We start from the raw sequence: 24,544 nt of genomic DNA, 5'->3' as shown, positions 1-24,544 counted from the left end.
GCGGTGTACGAGCAGGTGAGGGACGACCTGATCAATATCGCCGGATACAGCGAATCCATGGCGGAGACCCTGCTGACCTCCGGAGGCCTACGCATCGAGTCCACCATGGATCCCACCATCCAGGCAATCTGTGACGAGGAATTCTCCAACCCGGAGAACTTCCCCGAGAACGTATACTGGTACCTAAACTATGCCCTCACCGTCTACGGTGCCGATGAACAGCAGTACAATTTCAGCAAAGAGAACATGATGACCTGGTTCAAAGACAATCTGGACAAGGGCTTCAACCTGATATTCAGTTCCCAGGATGCGGCCTATGAGGCCATCGCCACCTACCGCAGCGCCATGCTGGCGGATCTGGGGATTGCCGACAGGGAGGACAACTATCTGGAGACCATCTCCATGACCGCTCAGCCCCAGGCCGCAATGACCATCCAGGATCAGTCCACCGGCTATGTGGTAGCCATCGTCGGCGGGCGCGGCACAAAGGAGGGGAGACGAACCCTGAACCGCGCTACCGATGCCAAGCGTTCACCCGGCTCCACCTTCAAGGTGCTGGCGGCCTTCGCCCCTGCTTTAGACAGTGCGGGCCAGACCCTGGCCACCCCCTACCTCGATGCTCCCTTCAACTTCAGCGACGGCACTCCCTGCCGGAACTGGTACAGCGGCTACCGGGGCATCAATTCCATCCGGGACGGCATCAGGGAATCCCTGAACATCGTCGCCGCCAAGACCGAGACTGTCATCACGCCCCAGTTGGGCTATGATTATCTGCTGAACTTCGGCTTCACCACCCTGACGGACGGCGTATGGCTCAGGGACTCCACCGGGGAGGAGCGCTTCTACACGGATGTCAACCAGACGCTGGCTCTGGGCGGGCTGACCTACGGCGCCACGCCCCTGGAGCTGACGGCCGGCTATGCGGCCATCGCCAATATGGGAGCCTATATAGAGCCTAAGCTCTACACCAGGGTGACCAATACGGACGGCGACATCCTTTTAGACAATACCAATCCCACCTCCAGGCAGGTCATCAAGGAGACCACCGCTTTCCTGCTCACCGATGCCATGGTGGATGTGATAAGGGGTGTGGGCGGCACCGGCACCAGCTGTAATTTCAGTTCCACCATGGCCATCGCCGGCAAGACCGGCACCTCCACGGATTACAACGATGTATGGTTCGCCGGTTTCACGCCCTACTACACCTGCAGCGTCTGGTCTGGTTATGACAACAATGTGCATATGCGCACCGAGCGTCCCGGCAGGGAGGTGGATCTGTCCAAGACCCTCTGGACCGCCATCATGAAGCGCGTCCATGAGAACCTGCCCGATGAGAAATTCACCACGCCCCAGGGCATCGTCCGGGCGGAGGTGTGCACCATGTCGGGCCTGCAGCCTATCCCGGGTGTCTGCACTACTACAAGAGGCGAATACTTTGCCGCGGGAACGGCCCCTACAGATCCCTGCAATATCCATTACGTGGGAGATGTCTGCCATTACGACCTGCTTCCTGCAAGCCCTGAATGCCCGATGAAGGTACCCGGCAATCTGGATCTGCCGTTCCAGGAGGATCCTTCCCTTCTGCAGGGCTCCGCGGCCATCACGCCTGAAGGAGAGACGGCGGACGGCTCGGACAGCCCGCATTGCCAGCACGATGCCGCGTTCTTCGCGAATCCCGACTATGAGGCCATCCTGGCGCAGCAGGCCTGGGAGATTACGGAACGCGACCTTGCCGCCCAGCAGGAGGCCCTTCAGGATCCCGGTATCGACCCCAATGCGCAATGATTTCATAATGCCTGACCTAAAGGCCGCGATGCGCTGAACACGCATCGCGGCCTTTTCATCCCCTTTCTCTTGCTTCCCTGATGCCACTGCGGCATCCTTGACACCAGCCCATGTTTCGTCCGGAAGCTATCCGAAAACTTCCGAAAACCACTCGTCTGAAAACGTCTGAAAACGGCGAAAACTGGCAATCTATGCTTGCATAGAAATATGGTAGTGTGGTATAATGTTGAAACATAGGGAATCATGTCGGTTTCTGAATTCCTGTATACAAGGCATACGAAATCACGTTACATTCCTGACTATCAACAAAACCAAGGAGAACATCTATGGAACAGCCATTATATACTTCCGTAAAAGTGAACAATGAAATCGAGCTATGCGAAATTGCTGACCTGGAGTGCAAGCAGCTCATCGAGAAGGCGCTCCTGGGCCATCGTATCTCCTACTATATCCGCTGGCCCAAATCCTCCATCTTCCATCGCAGCAAAAACACCTGCATCATCTGCGTGAACGAGAATTCAAAGGATACCGCGGAGGATGTAGTGCGCTCCATCTGCGCTGAAAAGGGCTATGCGGTTAAATTCCTCATGCGCAGATCCCAGAATCAATATCTGTAGGCCGCTCTGGAATTTTATAAGAACTGAGCAAAAAATTCTGCAAAAAATTTAGATTTTTTGTTGACAAGACTGCCAGAACTTGCTATAATATCATTTGTGAGTGCGGAACACATTCATGTGCTGCTGTGGCTCAGTAGGTAGAGCGTCGCATTGGTAGTGCGGAGGTCACGGGTCCGATTCCCGTCAGCAGCTTTCTGGAACCATTAATTTTGCAGGATTCCACAGAACCAACCAAAGCTAATTTGGTTGGCTTTTATTTTGCCTGGAATTCCGCGATGCTGCTTATAATCTGGCTTTTCGTGTCTATACTCTGCCTGTTCCTGTGGTAATGGTTCTCCGTACAGGCGATGTTCGTGTGCCCCATCTGCTCCATAATCAGCCGATTGTCCACATTGTGGCGTATCATAAAAGTGTTTCCGTCAAAGACCTCGTGTTTCAGAGCAGTCTGCAGCCAAGCGCCTACTCTGTCCCCTGGACGTTCTCCCGCTTCAGCTTCCGGTACAGCACGAAATACATCGTAATAAAGCATGCCAGCCCGCCGATGCAGTTGGAGATGGGCTCCGCCCAGAACACGCCGTCCACGCCCATTCCCAGCCTGGGCAGGATCATCGTCAGCGGTGCCACGATCACAGCCTTGCGCAGCAGGGAGAAGAAGATTGCCTGCCGGGAATATCCCAGCGCAGTGAAGGCCGACTGGCCTGTGAACTGGAACGCCATGAAGAAGAATCCGAAAAAGTACAGCTTCAGCGCGCCGGTTCCCGCCTCCAGCATGGCCGCGTCCTCCGTGAAAACCGACAGCAGCAGATGGGGGCACTGTATCACCACCAGCCAGGCCAGCAGGGTATACAGGATGCCCATACAGGCCGTGAAGCGGATTCCCTGGCAGATTCGGTCGTACCGCTTCGCCCCGTAATTGTACCCAAGCACCGGCTGGGAGCCGCTGGTGAGCCCGTTCACCGGCAGCGACAGGATCTCCCGCACGGAATTGATGACCGTCATGATCCCTACGTACAGATCCCCGCCGTATATCTTCAGGGTGGCATTGCAGACCACCTGCACCAGACAGTTCGTCCCCTGCATGATGAAGCCTGACATGCCGAGGGCTGCGATTTCCCGGGCCAGCTTCCAGTCCACAGGAAGGTTCTGCCTACGGATATGCAGCCCGGCCTTTTTGCCGGTCAGGAAGCGCAGCACCCAGGCACAGGATACCGTCTGGCTCAAAATGGTGGCCAGGGCCGCACCTCCCACGCCCATGTCCAGCGCGAAGATGAACACGGGATCCAGTACCAGGTTCAGCACAGCCCCAATCAGGGTCGTCATCATGCCCGTCTTCGGATAGCCCTGCGCGTTGATGAAGCCGTTGAGCCCTGTGGAGAGCATGGCGAAGGGAGTCCCCAGCAGGTAGATGCGCAGATATGCGTCCGCATACACATAGGAGGCATCGCTGGCCCCGAACAGATAGAGCACCGGCCTACGCAGCAGGTAGCAGAAAAGGAATATCGCCACCGAGCAGCCCAACAGCAGCGAGCAGGTATTTCCCAATATCCGTTCCGCCCGCTCCTCCTGGCCCGCCCCCCTGGCTATGGAGAACAGAGGCGTCCCTCCCGTGCCGAAGAGATAAGTAAACGCCGCGATCAGCGTGGTCAGCGGGAACGCCAGCCCGATGCCTGTCAGCGCCATGCTGTCCGCCCCCGGCAGATGCCCGATATAGACACGGTCCACCACATTGTATAAAAGCAGCACCATCTGTGCCAGCATCAGGGGAACGGCCTGGGACATGATATTCCGCCAGACCTTCCCCTTAGAAAAGTCGTTCGACATGAGCTGCCTCCTCACATGTCCTTTTAATATGTCTTGCTGTTGTCCACGATTACCTGGGACTCTTTCTTCACAACGGTGGACGCGCCGATCTTCTCCTGGAGCAGCCGGTAGAACCGCTCATCCGGGAAGTCCTTTACATCCACTGTCTCCCCTGTCCATGCGCTCAGATGTATGGCATTGGAGATGGTCAGCCCGAAAATGCCCTCCTCCCCCGGTGCCAGAAGCTGTGCGCCGCTTCGCAGGGCAGCGGCGAAATTGCTCAGGATGCCCACATGCTGGGGCCCGCCGGAGAAGTCCGCCGGAACATTGCACTCCCAGCACTCCGGCCTTCCGAAGGGGGCCGTGTTCACCCTGTTGTGCTCCCGCTCCGAGACCACGTTCCGATGGAAGACGATCCTGTTATCCTCCACCACGACCTTGCCCATGTCGCAGGCGATCTCCAGACGGTTGGTGCCCGGCGCCTCCCCGGTGGAGGTGATGTATTCCCCGGTGGTCCCATTGTCATACTCGAAGTATGCCATCACATCGTCTTCCACTTCGATGTCATAATACTTGCCGAAGCTGGCCTTGGCGAATATCCTGTCCGGCATGCCGAACATCCACTGCCAGAGATCCAACTGATGGGGATTCTGGTTGATCAGCGCGCCGCCGCCCTCCGTCTTCCAGGTGGAGCGCCATGTGCTGCTGTCGTGGTAAGCCTGGGGGCGATACCAGTCCGTGATGATCCATGTGATCCTCTTGATATGGCCCAGCTCCCCCTTCTGCACCATCTCCCGCAGCTTCTGGTATACCGGATTGGTCCGCTGGTTGTACATGATGCCGAATTTCCTATCGGACTGCGCCGCGGCGGCGTTCATCTCCTTTACCTGCTTCGTGTAGACCCCTACAGGCTTCTCCGTGATGACGTGCAGGCCGTGGCGGAATGCCTCTATGGCAAGGGGCGGATGGAAATAATGGGGCGTGGCGATGATCACCGCATCGCACAGGCCGCTGCGGTACAGCTCCTCTGCCTCGCCGAATACCGGGACCTGGGGATACTCCTGCCTCGCCGCCTCACATCTGGCCGGGGCAATGTCGCAGATCGCTCCCAGCTCCATGCCCGGCACCTTTCCTTCCGCCACGCTTTTCACATGTCCGGTTCCCATGTTCCCGAAACCGATTACGCCTAATCTCACATTTTCCATGGATACAGCTCCTCCTACCTGATTATTTTATCCAAAATCTCTTCCAGTGCCCGGTATGCCAGCGTAAATGTGCCCTCTCCGCCCTGGGGGAGGTTCTGCATCTTGTCGTCCAGCTCCAGACCGGCCAGCCCCGAAAAGCTGCCCAGATGGGGCTCCAGGCTCAGATACCCCTCATACCCGCTGTCCAAAAGGCCTTTCAGGATATGCCCCACATTGCCGTCCCCGGCCCCAGCAGGTACTACATTTCCGTCTTCCTCCCGTGCATCCTTGACATGCACATAGGCGATAAAGTTCCGCAGAGCCTCATAGGCCTCCTTCGTATCCTGGCCGCACTGCACGAAGTTGGCCGGGTCGAACACTGCCTGAAAATGCCTGCAGCCCAGCTCCCTCATCAAATCCGCGCAGCGCTCCGCAGTATCCCCGTATATGCCCTTCTCGTTCTCGTGGAGCAGCACCACGTCCCGCTCCCCGGCATACGCCGTCATCCTGCGCAGGCGGCAGATCACCTCCTCCCGCTCTCCGGCAGTCCACTCGTGGGCGGCCCCATCGCCCTCCCCCGCCGCGGAATCAGGCCTCTCCGGGGGATAGAAGCTGAACATCCTGATATATCCGGCCTCCAGCCTCTCCGCGATGTCCACCACCCTTTGGAACTTCTCAAAGTGCGCCTGGAAGTCCTCGTCCAGCCTTATCTTCCCGATGGGGGAGCCGATGGAGGACGCTTTGATCCCACAGCGCTCCATCTTCTCCTTCAGCGCGGCCACCTCGCCGTCCGAAAGCTCCGCAATGTTCTTCCCGTCAATCCCCCTTGGTTCAAAATACCTGATATCCAGCTTGTTCAGCACCCGGAACTGGGTATCCACATCCTCCGCGATTTCGTCCGCAAAGCCAGAGATCCTGTCATATTTCATCCGTCCCTGCCCTCCTTTATCCTTTCGATATCTCTATTTTAGCACAGTCCTCTCCCTCTGTCACTTCCCTTTTGGCTCTCCGGAGCTCAGCCACAGTGGGAACTCCCTGTCTATCCGCTCCTTCAGGGCCGCCCGCTGCCCTTCCGTGACAAAGGCGGCCTCCGCCGCGTTGATCGCCAGGCCCTTCAGCGCCTCCCCGCTCAGCCCGAACCGTTCCTGCAGCAGCAGGTACTCCCTCTTCAGGCTGGTGCCGGATACGGTCACATTGTCGGTATTGACGGTGGCGCGGACCCCTCTGTCCAGGAACCTCTCCAGCGGATATTCCTCCGGCAGGCCTACCGCCCTTGTCTGGAGATTGCTGGAATAGCACAGCTCCAGAAAAATTCCCCTGTCCCGAAGGATTTCCATCAATTCCGCGTCCGATGCCGCATGTATCCCATGGCCGATGCGGACAGCCCCCAGCTCCAGGGCCGTCCTGACGCTTTCCGCCCCTGCGGCCTCGCCTGCGTGGATGACCACGGGGATTCCCCGCTCCCCGGCCCTGCGGAAGACATCGGCGAACCTGTACGTGGGGTATGCGGCCTCGTTCCCCGCCAGATCCAGGGCGCAGACGCCCCTCCCCAGAAAGCGCTCCGCCACAGCCACCGTCTCCATGTTCTCCGCCCTGTTGCCCTCTCCCCGCATGCAGCACAGGATCAATCCGGCCGATAGCCCAAAATCCCGGATCCCCCGCAGGAGTCCTGCCGCTGCCGCACTGACGGCCTGCTCCTGGCTCATCCCCTTCTCCAGATGGAGCTGCGGGGCGAACCGAATCTCCCCATGGCACAGCCCCTGCCCACTCAGTCTCTCCAGAAGCCGGTAAACAGCGTATTCCAAGCTCTCCCCGGTCTGCAATACCCGGAGGGGGAGCTGGAATTTCTCCAGATATTCCCCCAGGTTCCTGCAGTCCGGCTCCACCGAGAGGAGGCTGCGCAATTCCTCCTGGCGCGTCGAAGGAAGCGCAGCCCCCGACAGTTCTGCCAGGCGCGGCATATCCTCCGGGTCTATGGAGCCGTCCAGATGTAGATGCAAATCGATCATTTTTCCTCTTCTCCTGTCTGCGCCTCATGAATCTGCCGTGTTTTCCGGAATCCATGGCCGCTGTCATTGTCTCCATTGTCTCTATGCAAAATGCCACGAGGACTGTCCTCCCCATGGCATTTCCGCTTTCTGTTCATATGTTGGTGTCCACCTTCGCACCCTTGATGTCCTCCGCCACCAGGTTCATCTTGCTGACCAGGTTCTGGATTTCCTGCTGGATCTCCGTCTGGGCGTTCTTTAAGTCGGACATCTCCTCCAGGGGCATATCCTTCATGAGCTCTTCCAGCTCTTCCTCATCCTCCCGGCGCTTCTCCAGGACCTCCTCCTGCTCTTCTTTCTTCTCCTCGATGGCCTCGGCTTCCTCTTCCTTCTTCTCCTGCTCCTGGTCGATATGCTCTTTGGCCTCCTCCACAATCATGCCGATGGCCTCGTCCCGGGCGGCTTCCATGACCTGGTCCGCCTCCTTCCGGGCCTTCACCATGGGGTCTCTCTTCAGGCGTTCCAGCCGGATGCCCCGGATGACGGCATTTTCCTTCTCGATGTTCCGGCCTGTGAAAAATGCTGTCTTCTGATGAATCAGCGCCTCGTCGTTCACCTCAAGCTGAACCTTCTGGTACTCCGTGATCCCCTTGTCCTTGATTGCAGCCAGCTCCGCCTCTTCCTCTCTCGTCAACTGGACGCCCGTCCAGGGCTGCTGGGAGGCCTGCTCCTTTTTCAAAAGCTCCAGATCCTGCTGTTCCTGGCTGTCGGAATCCACCTCATAATAGGCCGCCCATTCATCGCTCTTTGCCTCCAGGGCCCGGATGCTGTCCTGGGCATCCTTATAGGTGGAGCGCAACTCCCTCAGGCGGTCCCTGCTCTCCTGGATCTGCCCGTCAATCATCCTGTCCCCGTCCCAGGTATCGCCCACAATCTTCATGGCCCGCTCCTGGGCCTGGGCCCGGCGCTGCTGCAGTCTGTCCCGCAAGGGGAATTCTGTCAGCAGGTTCCCGGCGTAAAAGGTCGCGCTCTTTCCCTTTGAATCCTGGGTGTTCCGGTCTGCCCCGGCCCTCTCCGCCTGGCTGCGGCTCTGGGTGTCCCCTGTGAAAATCGTGATGTTGCTCTGTATGTTCATGTCATGCCCCCTTCGTCTCTGTTCCGTCAGATGACCTGAAACCCGTCAGGCCCTGCCCTTGTCTGCTGCCCCCTCCCCGATATCCTACCACAGGATGTCCGCAGCCATGTCCTGCTTTATGTCTGCAGCTTCGCTCTGACCGGCTGATTCTGCAGTTCCCCGCCTTCCGGCGAAGCAGCGCCTCCCTGCCGCGGCGTTCCCGGGCAGCGCTCTTTCCCGTCAGGCGTTCAAATCCACCTGGGCGCCCTTGATGTCCTCGTCCAGGAGGTTCACCTCATTCAGCACCTTCTGGATCTGCTGCTTGACCTCGTCTATGGTCTGGCTCAGGTCGGTCATCTCTTCCACGGGCATATCCTTGATCAGCTCTTCCAGCTCCTCTTCCTTCTCTTCCCGCTTCTCCAGAATCTCCTCCTGCTCTTCCCTCTTCTCCTCGATGGCCTCGGCCTGCTCCTCCCGCTCCTCCTGCTCTTCGTCCAGGTGCTCCTTGGCCTCTTCCTCCACGATGCCGATGATCTCCTCCCGGGCAGCCGCCAGCACGTCCTCCGCCTGCTCCTGGGCGTCCAGCATGGGATGGTATTTATTCCGCTCCGCCCGGATATCTTCAATCACATCCGACTCTTCAGCCGCCAATATGTTATTTTCCGCGATTACCTTCCGGTAATAGGAAGCCACCTTATCGAGTTCCAGGGCCCGGGTCTGGTAGTCCGTCATCCCGTTCTCCCGGATTTCGGCCAGGCGCTCCTTCTCCTCCTCAGTGAGCTTCTGGCCCAGGGCGTTGCGCTTCATAAGCTCCAAATCCATCTGTTCCTCACTGTCAGCCGCCACGCCGTATCCCTCCCGCAGGTCTTCCTCCATCTGGCGGAATTCCTTCAGGCTCTCCATAGCGTCTTTGTTGTCTTCCCTCAGCTCCCCGATGCGCTCCTGGCGCTGCATGATTTCGTTATCTATCACTTTGTCCGCGTCCCAGGCATCCCCAACGATCTTCATGGCGCGCTGCTGGGCTTCCGCCTTCTTCTGCTGAATCTTCTCCCGCAGAGGGAATTCCTTCAGGAAATTCCCGGCGTATACGGACCTGCTCTTCTGGTCGTAGCTGTACGTCCCCTCTTTCTTGGTCCATTCTGCCTGGGCATTGTTCCGGGTATCCCCGCTGAAGACGGTTATGTTGTTCTGTACTCTCATGGCTGCCCCTCTCATTTTTGAAATGTGGATATGTGCGTACAATTAGAATCCATAATGTATATCGGCGGATCGGGGCGAATCCTTATACTGCAGACCGCCAGAATTTACAGTGGCGTCTCCGGGAAAGCACTTGGCTGGCGGTCTGCAGTCGGGTTGCGCTGCAAATTTAACCGGTGTGCAGTATAAGTACCGGCTTCGGCTTTGCCTGCCCGTTCGGCCGATTCTTTTTGCGTGTTCTTTTCTATCTCCAGCCGCCGGATCCGCCATCGAATTGGGATAGTTTCCGCCCGCGTCAGGGGCATGTCGGCTTTAACGGGTGCGGAGATATTCGGAGACGTCTGTCTCCCGTATGGCCTTGCGCAGCGGCAGGATCCTCTCCGGCGCTACGGAAAGCTCGTCCACGCCCATGGCCAGGAACTCCCCGGTCAGCTCCGGGTCAGCCGCCAGCTCTCCGCAGATTCCCGCCCGGATTCCGGCCCTGTGGGCATTTTCCACTGTCAGTTCGATCATCCGCAGCACCGCGGGATGGTGGGTGTCTCGGAATTCGTCCAGGGACTGGTTCTGTCTGTCCAGCGCCAGCACATACTGGGTCAGGTCATTGGTGCCGATGCTGAAGAAATCCACCTCTCTGGCCAGCAGGTCGCTGATCACCGCGGCGGCCGGGGTCTCTATCATGATGCCCTGCTCCGGATGGCCTTGAGGCAGGCCCCGGGCCTCCAGCTCTGCCTTTGCCTCCTCCACGATTTCCCTGATTCTGCGCACTTCCTTCACGCTGGTGATCATGGGGTACATGATGGCCAGCCTCCCGTATGCGCTTGCCCGCAGCAGGGCCCTCAGCTGGGTCTTGAAGATTTCCGTTCTGGTCAGACAGAGGCGGATGGCGCGGCATCCCAGGGCGGGATTCTCTTCCTTTTCCATCCCGAAATAAGCGCACTGTTTGTCCGCGCCGATGTCAAGGGTACGGATGATCGCACGCTTTTTTCCCATGGCCTCGGCCACGGTGCGGTAGATCCGGAACTGCTCTTCCTCGGTGGGAAAGCCGGTGCGCTCCAGGTAAATGAATTCGCTGCGGAACAGTCCGATTCCGTCGGCATCATTCTGCAATACCATGTCCAGGTCTTTGATGCTCCCGATATTGGCGTGGAGCTGGATGCTCTGGCCGTCAAGGGTAAGGTTCTCTTTGCCTATCAGGGTTCGGAAGAGCTCTTTTTTCTCCTTTTCCTCCTCCAGGGCTTTCCGCATCCTGGCACAGGTCTCCCGGTCCGGATCGATGTAGAGCATGCCCGCCGCGCCGTCCACGATGCCCGGCCTGCCGTCCAGGCTTTCGTCCAGAGGAATGTCCGTACCCACCAGGGCCGGGATTCCCATGATCCTGGCCAGGATGGCGGTATGGGAATTCAGGGAGCCCCGGGCGGTGACGAAAGCCAGGACCTGACTTTTGTCAAGCTGCACTGTCTGGGAGGGGGCAAGGTCGTCCGCCAGGAGGATGGCCGGCTCCTTTTCCTGAATCCTCTCCTCCTCCCGGCCCTGGAGAATGGCCAGCAGGCGCCGGGAGATATCCTCTATGTCGGCGGCGCGGCCTCTCATATAAGCGTCCTCACAGGCCTGGAACTTCTGCTCCAGGTCCTCCGCCGTCCGGGCTACGGCGTATTCCGCGTTGACAGACAGGGTATGGATGATGTCCTCAATGGAGCCCTGGAATTCGCTGTCCTTCAGCATCATCCGGTGAATCTCGAAGATGGACGCTTCAGCCTCCCCCACCTGCCGCAGGGCCTTTTCATACAGCCCGTCCAACTGCTCTAAGGCTATCCCGGCGGCCTCCCGGTAACGGCAGATCTCCGCTTCCTGGTTCTGTTTCTCCTCCCGCTCTACGCGGCCCTCCGGCCTGCCGTACACAGATACCTTGCCTATGGCGATTCCGCCGCATACGCTCTTTCCATGATATACCTGCATCTCTGCCCCACCTCCGGTAGCGTTTCCTTTCTATAGCTTATACTGCTTAACGATTTCACTTGCCGTGAAACCAGACTGCATAACGCTGACTGGTTCATTCGCATGATTACATTAGGCAGCATTCAGCGTTATGCAGTATAAGTCTTCCTGTCCTCAAATCCTCCCATCCTTGAGCCTGCCGTCTGCCTGTATAAATCCGTGACTTCCTCCCTGGTGGCCAGCAGCTCCGAAAACGCGCTTGCGCTTCCGGCGGCTATCCCCATGCGGAAAGCGTGTCCGTACTCATGCCTCTCCATCCATCCCGCCAGGAAGCCCGCTACCATGGAGTCGCCTGCACCCACGCCGTTGACCAGTTTCCCCCTGGGAGCAGCGGCCGCATAGACTTCTCCGTCCCCTGCCGCCAGGACCGCGCCCTGACCGGCCATGGACACCAGGACGTTCACGGCCCCCAGCTCCCTAAGCCTCCGCGCATAGGGTATGGCCTCCTCCCTGTCCCTAAGTTCCACGCCGAAGATTTCGCCCAGCTCATGGCTGTTAGGCTTCACCAGAAAAGGCCCATACTCCAGCACATTCATCAGCAGATTCTTCGTGGCGTCCACCACGGTCATCACGCCTCTCCCGGCCAGCCTTTCCATGATTTTCCCATAGGTCTCGTCCGGCATGGAGCCGGGGATGCTTCCCGCCAGCACCAGCACATCCCCCTCCCCCAGAGCATCGAGCCTCCCCATCAGTTCCCCCACAGCCTCCCTGCCGATCCGGGGGCCCCGGCCGTTGATCTCCGTGCCGTCAATGGATTTCAGCTTCAGATTGATTCTGGAAATCCCCTCCCGAAGCCGGATGAAATCGGACTTCACCCCCATCCCCTCCACCCGGCGGACAATCTCCTCCCCCGTGAACCCTGCCACAAATCCCAGAGCCGTATTTTCAATCCCCAGATTGCTCAGCACAATGGAGACATTCAGGCCCTTTCCTCCCGGCAAAATCACCTCCGAGTCTGTCCGGTTGGTCAGGCCCAACCTGAAATCCTCCACCGAGACGATGTAATCCAGTGAAGGATTGAACGTAACTGTGTAAACCATCCCACTCCTCCTATCCCGCTCCCCTGTCTATGGAAAAACTGCCGGACAGAGCAAAGCTATCCGACAGCTTTCAAACATGCCACAGCACAAACAGCCAATAACCTGGAGCAAATCCGGAAGAATGCCCGCACTCCTAAAGAGCTGGGGTATGCCCCCTCTTGGCCACTCAGAAAATCTTTGCGCACTTAGCCCTCAAACTGGGAATGGTACAGCGTTGAGTAAAATCCCTTCTGCTCCAGCAGCGCCTGATGGCTGCCCTGCTCGATGATGTTGCCGTCCTTCATCACCAGGATGATGTCCGCCTCCTGGATGGTGGAGAGCCTGTGAGCCACGATGAAACTGGTCCTGCCCTCCATCATCCGGGCAAAGGCGTTCTGGATCCGCATCTCCGTGCGGGTGTCGATGGAGGAGGTAGCCTCGTCCAGAATCAGCATAGGCGGCAGGCAGAGCATCACCCTGGCGATGCACAGCAGCTGCTTCTGGCCCTGGGACAGGCTGCCGCCGTCCTCGGCGATTACAGTGTCGTAGCCATTCGGCAGACGCTTGATGAAGCTGTGGGCATGGGCCGCCCTGGCCGCCTGCACCACCTCTTCCTCGGCGGCTCCCGGCTTTCCCATGCGGATATTGTCCCGGATGGTGCCGCTGCGCAGCCAGGTCTCCTGGAGCACCATGCCGTAGCTGGTGCGCAGGCTCCCTCTGGTGATGTCCCGGATATCCGTGCCGTCCACCCTGATCTGCCCGCTGTCCACGTCATAGAAGCGCATCAGCAGGTTGATCACCGTGGTCTTGCCGCAGCCCGTGGGGCCTACGATGGCCACCCGCTGTCCGGGCTTCACGGTGAGGTTGAAATTCTGGATCAATTTCCGTTCGGGCACATAGCTGAAATAGACGTTCTCCAAAGCCACGTTGCCCGCCGCGTCCGTCAGCACTTTGGCGTCCTGGGCATCCGGCACCTGGGGCTCCTGGTCTATGAGCTCGAAGATCCTGGCGGCGCAGGCCAGGGCGTTCTGGAGCTCTGTCACCACGCCGGATATCTCGTTGAAGGGCTTTGTGTACTGGTTGGCATAGCTTAGGAAGCAGGACAGCCGCCCTACGCTGATGCCGCCCCGGATGGCCACGAAAGCGCCGAATATCCCCACCCCTGCGTACACCAGGCTGTTGACGAAGCGGGTGGCGGGATTGGTGATGGAGGAGAAGAAAATGGCCTGCAGGGAGCAGCCCTGGAGCCTGTGGTTGATCTCCCCAAACTGGCTCTTCACTGCCTCCTCCCTGGAGAAGGTCTTTACAATCTTCTGATTGCCAATGGTCTCCTCGATTAGGGAGGTCTGCTCTCCCCGGATCTCCGACTGAAGCTTGAACATGGAGTATGTCCTTGTGGCGATGAACCTGGCCACCAGGAAGGATACTGGGGTGATGCACACCACCACCAGAGCGATGGGCACATTGGTGACCATCATGAAGATCAGGGTTCCGATAATCGTCAGCACGCCTGTGAACAGCTGGGTGAAGCCCATGAGCAGGCCGTCCGCGAAGGTGTCCACGTCCGCCACCACCCGGCTGACGATGTCGCCGTAGGCGTGGGCGTCCAAGTATTTCAGAGGGAGCTTCTCCAGCTTTTCGAAAGCGTCCTCTCTGATGTCCTTCACCACATGGTAGGTGATATGGTTGTTGCAGGTGTTCATCACCCACTGGGACAGGGCCGTCACGGCCACGGCGATGCCGATTTTCTTCATGATTGAGAAGACCGCCGGGAAAGCCACCATGCCCTCTCCCAGGAGCAGGTCCACCGCGTCCCCTGTGAGGATAGGCACATAGAGGGTGAGCACCACGGTCACCGCTGCCAGCGCCAGGGAGAAGCCTACCATCAGCCAGTATCTGCGGATGTAGCGCAGCACCTGGCGCATGGCGGCCATTTGGCTGGACTGTCCGTTTTTCTTTGTCTGTCCTTTATCTGCTGCCATGGCTCTGTCCTCCTTTCTCTGTCCTATCGTTTCCGCTTCCACTTGTTTCGTTTCCGCTTGTTCCGTTTCCCGCACCCGCCGCTTTCAATCGTTCCTCCGGATATTGGGAGAAGTAGATCTCTCTGTACACTTCACAATTCTCCAAGAGCTCGTCATGGGTTCCGATGCCCGCCATCTCGCCGTCATCCAGCACCACGATTTTGTCCGCATGACGGATGGAGGAGGCTCGCTGGGAGACGATGAAGGTGGTGGTCTGGCCCTCCAGGCCGCGGATGGCAGTCCGAAGCTTTGCATCCGTGGCGTAGTCCAGAGCGGAGGCGCTGTCATCCAGGATCAGTATCCGGGGGCTGCGCACCAGCGCCCTGGCGATGGTCAGGCGCTGTCTCTGGCCGCCGGAGAGGTTCTTGCCGTTCTGGGCGATTTCGGCGTCCAGCTTGCCTCGCTTCCCTTCCACCACCTCTCTGGCCTGGGCGGTGTCGATGGCCCGCCACATCTCCTCCTCCGTGGCATCGGGCTTGCCCCACTGGAGGTTGCTGCGGATAGTACCCTTGAAGAGCACCGCTTTCTGGGGCACCATGCCCACCATGCCCCGCAGCTCGTCCTCAGGAATCCGGCTGACGTCCCTGCCCTCCAGGCGCAAATGTCCGCCCGTCACCGGGTAGAAGCCGGGAATCAGGTTTACGAGGGATGACTTTCCGGAGCCGGTGCCGCCGATGACGCCGATGGTCTCGCCCTTGTTGACGGAAAAATGAATATCATGCAACGTCTCCGCGCCTGCTCCGGCGTAGGTCAGGGAGACGTGGTCGAACTGTAGGAATGGTATGCTTCCAGAGATTCCATCAGCTGCCGTGCCTGCTGATTCGGGGCTTTCTGCCATTCCCTGATCCGTTTCGCCCAACACAGCTTCTGTCTGTGTCTCCTGTACTCTCCCGCCGGAGGCGCCTTCCAGCTGCACTGCGGCAAGCCGCTCCTGGTTCTGAATCTCGAACACCCCGGCCACCCGGTCTGCGCAGGCCAGCGCCTTTGTCACCGTGATGATCAGGTTGGCCAGCTTCACCAGCTCCACCAGAATCTGGGACATGTAGTTGATGATGGCCACCACTTCGCCCTGGGTCAGGTTCCCTACGTTCACCTGGACGGCTCCGATATAAATCAGGAAAATGATGGCTCCGTTGACGATCACATAAGTGACGGGATTCATGACGGCGCTGATCTTCCCCACGAAGATCTGGCTGTCCGCCAATGCTTTGGTGAAGCCCCGGAAGCGCCCCTCCTCCACCTCCTCCTGGTGGAAGGCCCTGATGACGCGGACGCCTGTCAGGTTCTCCCTGGTGATCCCCAGCACCTTGTCCAGGTTTGCCTGAACTTTTTTATACAGGGGCATGGTCCAGATCATGATGCCGAAGACCACGATGGCCAGCAGCGGGATGGCCACCACGAACACCAGCGCGCTCTTCACGTCGATGGTGAAGGCCATGATCATGGCCCCGAAGACGATGATGGGGGACCGCAGGAACAGGCGCAGCACCAGGTTCACACCGGACTGGATCTGGTTCACGTCGCTGGTCATGCGGGTAATCATGGTGGATGTGCCGGCCTTGTCGATGTTGGTGAAGTCCAGGCCCTGGATGTGGTCGAACAGGGCCTGGCGGAGCTTTGCGGAGAAGCCCACTGCCGCCTTGGCGGCGAAGAACTGAGCCGTGATGGAGGACACCAGGCCCACTATCGCCAGCGCCAGGAGGCACAGGCCCATCCGCCAGATGTGGCCCGTGTCCGCTCCGCCCGCGCCTCCCGCATTGATGCCCCGGTCGATGATGCTGGCCATGACCAAGGGCACCAGCAGCTCGAAGAAGGCCTCCAGGAGCTTGAACAGTGGCGCCAGGACGGATTCCCTTTTGTAGTCGCTTAAGTACTTCATTAACCTATTCATGATTGCACCTCTTTCGCCCGATTCAGCGGACGGATAAATAATATTTTGTCCCCCGGTTCTTTCCATCCGGCCTGATGACGCCCAAATCCCGGAACCGGAGCAGATAGCGTCTGGTGGCGGATTCCGCCATGCCGGTGATTTCGGACATGGTTTTCGTGGTGACGAACTCCCTCTCCACAAATGCTCCAAGCAACAGGCGATAGAACATTTTCTCCTTATCGCTCACTTTATCGCTCACTTTAAGCTTCGGGTCAAATTCTTTCTGAATATAAAGGATTGTTTCCAGATATGTCCTGTCCTCGTCCATATCGAATTCAGGATCCGGAGAGCCGTTTTTCCTCAATTCCCTCAGGATTTTGGTGATTCCCGTTCCCTGCTTCTCTGACAGGTCAATTTCCTTGAACAGCTCTCCAATCCTGCGGTTCCTATATTTCTGTGCCTTTGCTCTGCCTTTTTAACGGTATCATACATATCTCCTGGCTCTATACAGTCTTTATTTTAGGGAATTTGGCAGCATCTGTCAATGCTTTTTTGGACCTGTCCCTTTCCCGGTGAGGGACTTTATATTGTACCAGATGTAGGTCGCCCATGAAAACAGCATCACCCCAAAGCACACCGCTATCATCCCATTGGAGACTGCCGCCGGAATATGGAACCATATCAGGTGAACCACTATCATGAGATATAGCAGCGCCGTGGTGACCTTGCCGTGCCAGGCCGCGCCTGTGACCCTGCCGGACTTCCGGATGACCAGGAGGTTAGTGATTCCCACCGAGGCCTCCTTCACGGCCAGGAGCGCCAGCGGGAACACAATCATAGGAAACCGCGTCACAAGGCAGATGAGCATGGCCGCCTGGGTCAGCTTGTCCGCCACTGGGTCCAGCATCTTCCCCAGGTTGCTCACCATGTGGAAGCGCCTGGCGATAAAGCCGTCCGCCAGATCCGTCAGCCCGGAGAGAAGCAGCAGCCCCGCCGTCACCAAGTATTCCTCCCTGATGCAGTATGTCCACAGGAATACCGGAATCAGAACCAGCCGGAATGCGGACAAAAGATTGGGGATTGTGATTATCCTGTTTTCAGCCTCCTTGTCAGTATACATGTCTGTATGCCTCCTGTCGTCTGTATTTCAGCGCTTTGTCTTGCATCCGTCACGTCACGGCCGACCTTTCCGGTCTTCCGGCTGCCGGAAAGCAAGAAAGGTGCAAAGCCCTCTGCTGTCCAGAAAAGGCTCCGCACCCGTTTCACGGCTGATGCTGCATTTTATTCCTTGATTTCGTCAATATCCGTCAGGTTGACGCCTGCCACCTGGAGAATCGCTTTTAAAGCCAGGTATTTCCTCTTCAGCTTAGCATATGTCCTGTCCGCGTTCTCTTCTTTTGCAATCACCATATACTCTTGAATCTCTTTAAAATCGTCGATTGCTGCTTTTGTAATTTCAAGACCATTTGGCATACTGTCACCCCGCTTTCCAAAGCGCCCTCTGTGCGTATCTGTTATGAATGATTATAACAGCCCTTTGGTAAAGTGTAAAGCCCTTATTGGGCCTTAAGCATCATGCATTATGCCTGCAGCAAGGCCGGACGGCCAGATATCTGCAGACATTTACTTTAATACCGGCCTCCAGTCGTGCTCCACCTCCAGGAACAGCTCCGCGAATTCCTCCTTATCGAATATCCGCAGCATGCGGTCCATGTGCCATAGGAAGGGCATGTCCGGCAGATCCTCCAGCTCTGTCCAGAAGACCTTTCCCTCATCGGAGGATTTCAGCTCTCCAGAGAATCTGTCCGTCTTGAACAGGAAGACGATGTAGCGCCTCCCGTCCTCCCTCACCCAATTCTTGATGCCGCAGAGCCTGGGATTCTCTATGGTCAGGCCCGTCTCCTCATAGATTTCGCGGATGACGGAATCCACGATCGGCTCATGCCTCTCCACATGGCCGCCGGGAAAGATGATTCCTTTGGAACGATCCTTTTTCCTGTCGCCTCTCAATATCTTCTCCTGCACCAGCACCTTGTTGCCGTCGTAGACCATGCACATATTCGTAAGGATCACATCTTCCGAACGCTCCATTTTGCTTTTGTACCTCTCTTTCGTTGGTGTTTTATGGCACTGCGTATCTATTTGTCCATAGATTCAAATTCCTTGCACTTACTTTCCGCGTATTTGAAATCCACGGTATTTTCTATGTATTTCGGCGCTTTCTTGTCCGCGAAAAGCTTGTCTGCGTTGGTCTTCTGCCTGTAAATGACGCTGGCATTTTTGAGAATCATAGGCAAATTAGCAGTAATGAACGAATATTCCTTCATCACGATCTGTTTATAATGTAAATCCGCCTCGTCCGAAATACGATACTGCGTAAGTTCACTGAACGGAACCGGAATCATATTGCTCAGCTTCAGCGTACCCTTCAGTTCCAAAGTACCTGTCGCCGTATCTGTTGTCGTCATACGGACAATCGGTATGATGCTTTTTCGTATCTCTCTTGTGCCGTCCTGTCTAATAATGTAATCGGAATTTTTAGGAGAAGAAAACGGAATATAGTAATGAAATCCATCCTGCATGAACACAATACCCAGATATTTGCGGGTATGGGAACGGAATCCTTCTTTATTGTCAAACACGTTCTGTAGTCGGGAATCAGACCGGAGAAAAACGATATATCTGTCCGAAACACTGTAGATGCCAATCTTGCCCATAGTGACCTTTCACCTATAAGAAGTGGGTGGGGAAATCCCACCCACGATTTTACAGCTTCCCGCTTTCTGGTGGGGAAACACCTGATTTTACAGCTTCCCGCTTTTTGGTGGGGAAACGCCTGATTTTACAGCTTCCCGCTTTTTGGTGGGGAGACACCTGATTTTGAGCATCGCTGCTCTCTGTTATTATTGTACGAAATCCGGGTGTATATGTCAATCATTTTCCCTGATTTTTGAATCTTTTCTCTACCGTTTCTTACTTCGCAAATTGCTGAATTACGAGTTGGTGTATTCTGAGTTTATTATATCAGGTCTCTTTGGCACATCCAGTTTACCGACTGCCTCAATCCATCGATGGTTTTCGTCTCCAATACTACGGAGCAGTTCCTCTCTTTTGCCAGCTTCAGGTATCTGCCCATATCCAATTCGCCTGCGCCAATGGCCAGATGGTTTTTCCTGCCCAGCGCATCATGCATATGCATATGGCAAAGATGGCTTTTCTTCTCAAGGATATACGGCTCATCCATGCCGCCACATCCATGATTATGGCCGATGTCGAATGTCAGTCCAAATATAGGAGATTCCAGAAGAACGCCCAGCGCCTGTTTTTGGAACAATAGATACCCATCGCAGTTTTCTATGCAGATTCTGATATCCGATTCGCCGATGGCCGATTCGCACAGAATCCTGAAACCCGCCATGCTTTTCAAATATCGCTCCAGGTATTGCGCATAAAGATACACTTTCTTATCCGGAAGCGTAAAGTACACGCCCCGGGGCAGGTGCATGTTTATGATGGAAACCCGAAGTTCCTTAGCCAAAGCAATGGTCTCTGCCACCGTGCGCCGATATCCATCGGCAATATAGGGATTAAAATCACTGACATTTAGATTCTCGTCCAAATGAATGGTATACGAAATCCCAAATGCATCTGCCGTTTTCCTAAAACGCGCAATATCGATTTCCGTCAACTGGTATTGGGGCAGATTCATGTTAAGCTCTATAAAATCCAAATGAAAATCCTTACACAGCACCGCGCACTCTTCGAGCGTGCTGGTTTCTATCAGGGTCGGCATACCAAATAGCATTTCTAACACCTCGCAAGCATTCCCGCACAGTCTGGCGGCTGCCGGAATATAATGTAGAGAAAGTCCCCCGCGGAGGTCAGCATGGCCATTACATCCCTGGATATCTTAAATCTCTCCCATTCCCTCAAGGATATCTGTGAGGTGAACTGCAATACGCCGGAATGTCTCTCCCAGACCTTGAAGCTGCTGATGCAGTACAATCTGATCCAGGCCAACCTGGAGTTTGGCAGACAGTTCGGGCCGCCCTGCATCCCCACGGTCTGTCCGCCTGCCCAGGCCTTGTCCGCGCCGCCGGTTCCTTCACCGGCCCCGAATCCCGATTCCCCTCCGCAGAGGCCTCCTGTCCGGCTGGACATCGGCGATCCGTTCCTGGCCGACTATGAAAAATAGACAGGTCAGCCATACCGGCAAAGGGCAATGCTGTATCCCGCTATGCTGTCATATTCTTCCCACAGCAGACGCTTTCCGCCTACCTCGCCCGAACTGCACCCATATGGGGACGAAACAGTCCCTCCGGGCAGGAAATCCACCTCCAGAGCCGCCGCAATGCCCTTCCCGGTCAGCTTCCCGTAGGCCTCCTTCCTGGCCCACAGCCGGTAAAACAGCCTTTCCCTCGTCTCCCGCTCCTCTCCTGCCTGCTCCAGCGCTGCCGCTTCCCGCTCCGTAAAGAAGCGCCTGGCAAGCCTCTCCACATTCTTTCCGCAGTGCTGCTGGATGTCCGTCCCGATTTCCGCCGAGGAGACGGCGCAGAGGACATAGTCCCCGGAATGGGACAGATTGAAATAAAAGGGCAAGTCCCTGAAATATGGCTTTCCCTCTTTCCCATAGACATAGGCAATAGGCGCCGGCGGTTTCCCATATAGGCTCTCCAGTAATTTCTTGACGGAATATCGTTTTAAATCTACCCTTCCGGCAGCTCCGAAAGGTGCTCCTCGCCTGCTTCCCGGCGCATTCCCTATATCTGCTCCGCCCTTCCGCATATGTTCCGGCGCAGCCTCTATATCTGCCTCGCCCGTCCACATGTGTTCCGGCACGTCCCCTATATCCGCCCTGCCACTGTCCCTATATGGTGAATATGGTACTTTTTACGGCTCTTCTCATGGAAATCCCCCTTATGCCATAAATGCCTCCTCCCGGAAGACATGAAACAGGCCCTCTATGCGTCCTGTAATTAAGGTATCGCATTTAGGGCCAGTTGTCAACCGTATGGGGCCTCCTATGCCCTTTTCCTCCTGGCCGCGAAGAGTCCGCCTATTCCCATGGCGATTATCAGCGCGTCCGCAGCCATGATCCACCACGGTATCCATGGCTGCCCGGTCTGGGGGCTTTCTACGGGTCTTCCGGCAGCACCCGCCAGCTTCTCGATCGTTCTGGTATAGCTGTCCCCACAGCGGCTGCAGGTGTAGGTCCTCACGCCCTCTTCGGAGGCTGTAGGCTGCTTCGTGACTTCACTCTCATAGCTGTGGCCCAGCGCGGGGATGCCCTCCGTATAGCTGTCCCCACAGGCACAGGTATATTTCCTCTCCCCTTTCTCCGTGCAGGATGCTTCCTTTGTCACTACGGCCTTGTAATCATGCTTATGGTCCTCCGGCAGCTTCGGTATGGTCTCCTCTCTCGTCTCCGAACACCTGGCGCATGTGTAGATTCGTTTCCCCTCGGTTGTAGTGGTGGCCTCCTCCTGGCTGGTAACATGCCAGTCGTGGCCCAGGGCCGCAATTGCCGTGCCGGAACCGATTTCTGCACCGCAGTCCGCACAAAATTCATCACCTGTGTAGCCGTCCACGGTACAGGTGGCGTCCTGCTGTCCGCGCGTTTCCTTGTGCACATGGTTCGCGCTGTCCTTTTCGGTGTACTCTGTGCCGCATACGCTACAGATTTTGCCGCTGATACAGGTCGCCGTGCCGCCGCTGTGGTCTGCCAGCTCTGTCTGTGCCCCCATTGTCAGAAGCTCTCCGCACTCCAGGCACCAGGTATCCCCGCTGTAGCCTTTCTGCTGGCAAGTGGCCGCAACCGCGTTCCTGAGCTCCGTCTTTTCATGCTCGCAGTCCGCCCTCGTGATGGTCACGGCACATGTCACATTCTTATAATTGGCCTTGTCCTCTCCCGTATAGACCGCCGTGGCTGCCAATGGGACCTCAATCTCAAGGGCCGTGTCCTTATCCGCCTCCTGCCATTCCCATTTCTCCGGAAGCTCCACCATGCCTACCTTGTCGTATTTCCTTGCCACATTCATAGTCCTGGGCGGCAGGGGCAGCGGATGGTCGGCCTGCTCCACTGTCAGCGTTAATATGCCGCTTTCCGCAGCGGTGTAGTTGCCCTGTTCCTTGATGCTGGCCTTGACGTTGTATGTTCCGGCATCGGTAGGCAGGGCAGAGGCGTCCGCGGCCCTGCCATTTGCCGTATAGGAGTAGATAATCTCCCCCTCGAAGCCCTCGCCGTTCACCAGCGTCACCGTAGGCGGCGCGATTTTGGCCTGGCTGCCGGAATAGACTACGGTCTGCGCGGCGCTCCCCCAGGTAATCGCGGGCGTGGCTTTGGCGATCCGGAATGCCTCCGTCCGCTCAAAGCCCAGGCCGTCCTTTCCCGCAACGGTGGCATATGCCTCTCCGGCGTCAATATTATCGCGATAAACCGTATCGTATTTCGATGCCTCCAGCGCCACGCCGTCCACCGTGACCGTGACACCTGGTTTTTGCGCCAGCCCGTTATAGACCAGCCCCTCCGCGCCGTTGAGCGTGATGTTCAGCGCGGAACCGCAAACGGTACATTTCCAGGCATCGCTGTCAAAGCGGTGCATTGCATACCCGCTTTTCTTGTCGCATCCTGCGAACTTGCATTCTTTCCAGTGCGCCGTCTCGTCTTTCTTCCAGTCCCCCGAAAAGTCATGGTTCTCGTGGATAGACATGGGGCCTGTGTACTCTATGCCCGTGCTTTTCCGCACAAAGCGGACTTCTCCATCCAAGCGCTTCACCTCGCAGTCAGTGGGCAGGTACCCCTCCGGGATGCTGATTGCCTGGTCCGCGTTGCTTCCATCGGGAAATCTATCCAAGCCCGAATACACCCTGACATTAAACTCTTCACAATCTGCGGTGAAGCAGCCGCCCCTCTCCACCGTAAATGCGCCGGTGAAGTCATTGCTGCTACCGTTGAGCGCCACGCCTTTTTTCCCGGAAACATTCAACAGGCCGCCGGCACCCACGACTACCTTTCCTGCGGATATAGCGTTAGGATAATATAAAGTGCCATCTGCCTCGGGCGAAGCGCTCCCCGTTGCAGTCAGGATTCCGTTGACAGTCACAGTAGAGTTCGTTCCACCGCTTGTGCCAATGTTGATACCGCCTTTTGCTATGATATGAACATACTTCGCTACTGTGAGAATATTGCCATCGCCCCCGGAGATGTTGATTTGGTTTTCAACCGTCAGCTCACCTGTTCCGGAAAAGGTCAGATGTGTTTTATCCGGATCTTTGCAAATACGCAACTCGCTAATAAAGCATTTCCCCTCCGTCTCAATCGTCACCGTATCGTCAGGCAGAATCACAGCGTTGCTTATAGTGGCATTTTTCAGCTTAAGCGTCTTGCTGCCCGCATCCCACTGGTAGCCGTCTGTCTCCAGGTCTCCTGTGGCTGTATTTCCATCGCTGAAATCAAGCCCTCCGCTCCCCTCAGCCGCCAAAGAATAAGCCGCCTCCCTCGCAGCGCCCAGATTCTCGCCAAATTCCCCGGCTAAATCTCCAGACAAGTCTTCCCCGGAATCCTCGCCCAAGTCCTCTGACAAGTCCTCCCCAGAATCCCCGCCCAAGTCCCCGGACAAGTCCTCCCCGAAATCCCCGCCCAAGTCTCCTGACAAGTCCTCCCCAGAATCCCCGCCCAAATCTCCAGCCAAGTCCTCCCCAAGCCAGAAACCACCGTCACCCCCACCCGGTCGCCCCGCAGCAGAAGCATTCCCCAGCACGCTTTCCTGCACTCCGCCCCCATCCTGCTGCCCCGCACCAGAAGCATCCCCCGGCGTGCCAGCCTGCGCACCAGCCTGCGTCCCGCCGCCTTCCTGCGCTCCGCCACATCCCAGCCCCCCATCCCTTTCCGAAAGGCTCCGAACTTCCCCCCGACTCTCCAGCGCATGCGCCGTCACCCCTCCCGCCGACAGCA

Annotated in this window: 22 protein-coding genes, 1 tRNA gene and 1 pseudogene; 4 read left to right on the top strand and 20 right to left on the bottom strand. The window is 57.1% G+C overall.

All coding sequences use genetic code 11. The features are described 5' to 3' along the window. The first annotated feature begins 57 nt into the window (after positions 1 to 57). From Q2B33_RS11240 to Q2B33_RS11230, 3 genes are all read left to right on the top strand, one after another. A complete protein-coding gene (locus tag Q2B33_RS11240; protein ID WP_330691370.1) occupies positions 58 to 1,785 on the top strand; it encodes a penicillin-binding transpeptidase domain-containing protein in 1,728 nt (575 codons plus the stop codon). 326 nt (positions 1,786 to 2,111) lie between these two features. Continuing rightward, the gene (locus tag Q2B33_RS11235; RefSeq protein ID WP_300565751.1) at positions 2,112 to 2,402 is read left to right on the top strand and encodes a hypothetical protein; all 291 of its coding nucleotides are present in this window, start codon (positions 2,112 to 2,114) and stop codon (positions 2,400 to 2,402) included. Positions 2,403 to 2,521: 119 nt separating this feature from the next. Continuing rightward, a tRNA-Thr gene (locus tag Q2B33_RS11230) sits at positions 2,522 to 2,594 on the top strand. A gap of 61 nt (positions 2,595 to 2,655) precedes the next feature. Here Q2B33_RS11230 and Q2B33_RS11225 read toward each other — a convergent pair. The 17 genes and pseudogenes from Q2B33_RS11225 to Q2B33_RS11145 form a co-directional block, all read right to left on the bottom strand. Then, a complete protein-coding gene (locus Q2B33_RS11225) occupies positions 2,656 to 2,808 on the bottom strand; it encodes a hypothetical protein (RefSeq protein WP_300565753.1) in 153 nt (50 codons plus the stop codon). A 53-nt stretch (positions 2,809 to 2,861) separates the two neighbouring features. Next, a complete protein-coding gene (locus Q2B33_RS11220) occupies positions 2,862 to 4,223 on the bottom strand; it encodes an MATE family efflux transporter (RefSeq protein ID WP_300565755.1) in 1,362 nt (453 codons plus the stop codon). A 23-nt stretch (positions 4,224 to 4,246) separates the two neighbouring features. Then, positions 4,247 to 5,407, bottom strand: a complete 1,161-nt coding sequence (locus tag Q2B33_RS11215) for a Gfo/Idh/MocA family protein (protein ID WP_300565757.1) — start codon at positions 5,405 to 5,407, stop codon at positions 4,247 to 4,249. Between the two features lie 14 nt (positions 5,408 to 5,421). Continuing rightward, positions 5,422 to 6,315 (bottom strand): sugar phosphate isomerase/epimerase, encoded by an 894-nt coding sequence (locus Q2B33_RS11210; RefSeq protein ID WP_300565759.1) that lies wholly within the window; start codon positions 6,313 to 6,315, stop codon positions 5,422 to 5,424. 60 nt (positions 6,316 to 6,375) lie between these two features. Beyond that, a complete protein-coding gene (gene add, locus Q2B33_RS11205) occupies positions 6,376 to 7,395 on the bottom strand; it encodes an adenosine deaminase (RefSeq protein WP_300565761.1) in 1,020 nt (339 codons plus the stop codon). A 133-nt stretch (positions 7,396 to 7,528) separates the two neighbouring features. After that, a complete protein-coding gene (locus Q2B33_RS11200) occupies positions 7,529 to 8,509 on the bottom strand; it encodes a hypothetical protein (protein WP_300565763.1) in 981 nt (326 codons plus the stop codon). Between the two features lie 219 nt (positions 8,510 to 8,728). Next, positions 8,729 to 9,688, bottom strand: coding sequence for a hypothetical protein (locus Q2B33_RS11195; RefSeq protein WP_296471544.1), 960 nt, complete (start codon positions 9,686 to 9,688; stop codon positions 8,729 to 8,731). Positions 9,689 to 9,997: 309 nt separating this feature from the next. Continuing rightward, positions 9,998 to 11,641, bottom strand: a complete 1,644-nt coding sequence (gene ptsP, locus Q2B33_RS11190; protein ID WP_300565767.1) for a phosphoenolpyruvate--protein phosphotransferase — start codon at positions 11,639 to 11,641, stop codon at positions 9,998 to 10,000. Positions 11,642 to 11,769: 128 nt separating this feature from the next. Next, positions 11,770 to 12,720, bottom strand: coding sequence for a 1-phosphofructokinase (gene pfkB / locus Q2B33_RS11185; protein ID WP_300565769.1), 951 nt, complete (start codon positions 12,718 to 12,720; stop codon positions 11,770 to 11,772). 185 nt (positions 12,721 to 12,905) lie between these two features. Continuing rightward, a complete protein-coding gene (locus Q2B33_RS11180) occupies positions 12,906 to 14,681 on the bottom strand; it encodes an ABC transporter ATP-binding protein (RefSeq protein WP_300565770.1) in 1,776 nt (591 codons plus the stop codon). Continuing rightward, positions 14,668 to 16,611: an ABC transporter ATP-binding protein gene (locus Q2B33_RS11175; protein ID WP_300565772.1), complete on the bottom strand. Its 1,944-nt coding sequence runs from the start codon at positions 16,609 to 16,611 to the stop codon at positions 14,668 to 14,670. The genes Q2B33_RS11180 and Q2B33_RS11175 overlap by 14 nt, the downstream gene beginning before the upstream one ends. Positions 16,612 to 16,633: 22 nt before the next feature. Then, positions 16,634 to 17,044: pseudogene (locus Q2B33_RS11170) on the bottom strand (ATP-binding protein); the annotation flags it as partial. 87 nt (positions 17,045 to 17,131) lie between these two features. Next, the gene (locus Q2B33_RS11165; RefSeq protein ID WP_296471557.1) at positions 17,132 to 17,710 is read right to left on the bottom strand and encodes a CDP-alcohol phosphatidyltransferase family protein; all 579 of its coding nucleotides are present in this window, start codon (positions 17,708 to 17,710) and stop codon (positions 17,132 to 17,134) included. 161 nt (positions 17,711 to 17,871) lie between these two features. After that, positions 17,872 to 18,063, bottom strand: coding sequence for a hypothetical protein (locus Q2B33_RS11160; protein WP_296471559.1), 192 nt, complete (start codon positions 18,061 to 18,063; stop codon positions 17,872 to 17,874). 150 nt (positions 18,064 to 18,213) lie between these two features. Then, complete coding sequence (locus tag Q2B33_RS11155; RefSeq protein ID WP_300565777.1) at positions 18,214 to 18,681, bottom strand: 8-oxo-dGTP diphosphatase; 468 nt, start codon at positions 18,679 to 18,681, stop codon at positions 18,214 to 18,216. 47 nt (positions 18,682 to 18,728) lie between these two features. Beyond that, positions 18,729 to 19,307 carry a type III toxin-antitoxin system ToxN/AbiQ family toxin gene (locus Q2B33_RS11150; protein ID WP_300565779.1) on the bottom strand — a complete coding sequence of 193 codons (579 nt, stop codon included), beginning with the start codon at positions 19,305 to 19,307 and terminating at the stop codon, positions 18,729 to 18,731. 302 nt (positions 19,308 to 19,609) lie between these two features. Next, on the bottom strand, positions 19,610 to 20,395 hold the full coding sequence (locus Q2B33_RS11145; protein ID WP_296471564.1) for a sugar phosphate isomerase/epimerase: 786 nt from the start codon (positions 20,393 to 20,395) through the stop codon (positions 19,610 to 19,612). Between the two features lie 81 nt (positions 20,396 to 20,476). On the opposite strand from Q2B33_RS11145, the gene Q2B33_RS11140 reads away from it, so the two are divergent. Then, the gene (locus Q2B33_RS11140) at positions 20,477 to 20,785 is read left to right on the top strand and encodes a hypothetical protein (protein ID WP_296471567.1); all 309 of its coding nucleotides are present in this window, start codon (positions 20,477 to 20,479) and stop codon (positions 20,783 to 20,785) included. A gap of 5 nt (positions 20,786 to 20,790) precedes the next feature. On the opposite strand, the gene Q2B33_RS11135 is transcribed toward Q2B33_RS11140, so the two are convergent. From Q2B33_RS11135 to Q2B33_RS11125, 3 genes are all read right to left on the bottom strand, one after another. Next, positions 20,791 to 21,189: a 4'-phosphopantetheinyl transferase superfamily protein gene (locus tag Q2B33_RS11135; protein WP_300766066.1), complete on the bottom strand. Its 399-nt coding sequence runs from the start codon at positions 21,187 to 21,189 to the stop codon at positions 20,791 to 20,793. A gap of 422 nt (positions 21,190 to 21,611) precedes the next feature. Continuing rightward, a complete protein-coding gene (locus Q2B33_RS11130) occupies positions 21,612 to 24,173 on the bottom strand; it encodes a hypothetical protein (RefSeq protein WP_300837294.1) in 2,562 nt (853 codons plus the stop codon). Further along, positions 24,122 to 24,517: a hypothetical protein gene (locus Q2B33_RS11125; protein ID WP_300914000.1), complete on the bottom strand. Its 396-nt coding sequence runs from the start codon at positions 24,515 to 24,517 to the stop codon at positions 24,122 to 24,124. Before Q2B33_RS11125 ends, Q2B33_RS11130 begins: the two co-directional genes overlap by 52 nt. Between the last annotated feature and the right edge of the window lie 27 nt (positions 24,518 to 24,544).

The sequence above is a fragment of the uncultured Acetatifactor sp. genome (assembly GCF_948601915.1).
Classification (GTDB): Bacteria; Bacillota; Clostridia; order Lachnospirales; family Lachnospiraceae; genus Acetatifactor.
This window is presented reverse-complemented; position numbering and strand designations above follow the sequence as displayed.

Bases quoted from the DNA above. Each gene is read 5' to 3' on its own strand.
- Q2B33_RS11140 (WP_296471567.1), top strand. From the start codon at position 20,477: ATGGCCATTACATCCCTGGATATCTTAAATCTCTCCCATTCCCTCAAG.
- Q2B33_RS11175 (WP_300565772.1), bottom strand. From the start codon at position 16,611: ATGAATAGGTTAATGAAGTACTTAAGCGACTACAAAAGGGAATCCGTC.
- Q2B33_RS11225 (WP_300565753.1), bottom strand. From the start codon at position 2,808: ATGATACGCCACAATGTGGACAATCGGCTGATTATGGAGCAGATGGGG.
- Q2B33_RS11155 (WP_300565777.1), bottom strand. From the start codon at position 18,681: ATGGAGCGTTCGGAAGATGTGATCCTTACGAATATGTGCATGGTCTAC.
- pfkB (WP_300565769.1), bottom strand. From the start codon at position 12,720: ATGGTTTACACAGTTACGTTCAATCCTTCACTGGATTACATCGTCTCG.
- Q2B33_RS11220 (WP_300565755.1), bottom strand. From the start codon at position 4,223: ATGTCGAACGACTTTTCTAAGGGGAAGGTCTGGCGGAATATCATGTCC.
- ptsP (WP_300565767.1), bottom strand. From the start codon at position 11,641: ATGCAGGTATATCATGGAAAGAGCGTATGCGGCGGAATCGCCATAGGC.
- Q2B33_RS11215 (WP_300565757.1), bottom strand. From the start codon at position 5,407: ATGGAAAATGTGAGATTAGGCGTAATCGGTTTCGGGAACATGGGAACC.
- Q2B33_RS11210 (WP_300565759.1), bottom strand. From the start codon at position 6,315: ATGAAATATGACAGGATCTCTGGCTTTGCGGACGAAATCGCGGAGGAT.
- Q2B33_RS11145 (WP_296471564.1), bottom strand. From the start codon at position 20,395: ATGCTATTTGGTATGCCGACCCTGATAGAAACCAGCACGCTCGAAGAG.
- Q2B33_RS11240 (WP_330691370.1), top strand. From the start codon at position 58: ATGGCGGAGACCCTGCTGACCTCCGGAGGCCTACGCATCGAGTCCACC.
- Q2B33_RS11125 (WP_300914000.1), bottom strand. From the start codon at position 24,517: ATGCGCTGGAGAGTCGGGGGGAAGTTCGGAGCCTTTCGGAAAGGGATG.
- Q2B33_RS11200 (WP_300565763.1), bottom strand. From the start codon at position 8,509: ATGAACATACAGAGCAACATCACGATTTTCACAGGGGACACCCAGAGC.
- Q2B33_RS11180 (WP_300565770.1), bottom strand. From the start codon at position 14,681: ATGGCAGCAGATAAAGGACAGACAAAGAAAAACGGACAGTCCAGCCAA.
- Q2B33_RS11150 (WP_300565779.1), bottom strand. From the start codon at position 19,307: ATGGGCAAGATTGGCATCTACAGTGTTTCGGACAGATATATCGTTTTT.
- Q2B33_RS11160 (WP_296471559.1), bottom strand. From the start codon at position 18,063: ATGCCAAATGGTCTTGAAATTACAAAAGCAGCAATCGACGATTTTAAA.
- add (WP_300565761.1), bottom strand. From the start codon at position 7,395: ATGATCGATTTGCATCTACATCTGGACGGCTCCATAGACCCGGAGGAT.
- Q2B33_RS11195 (WP_296471544.1), bottom strand. From the start codon at position 9,688: ATGAGAGTACAGAACAACATAACCGTCTTCAGCGGGGATACCCGGAAC.
- Q2B33_RS11235 (WP_300565751.1), top strand. From the start codon at position 2,112: ATGGAACAGCCATTATATACTTCCGTAAAAGTGAACAATGAAATCGAG.
- Q2B33_RS11165 (WP_296471557.1), bottom strand. From the start codon at position 17,710: ATGTATACTGACAAGGAGGCTGAAAACAGGATAATCACAATCCCCAAT.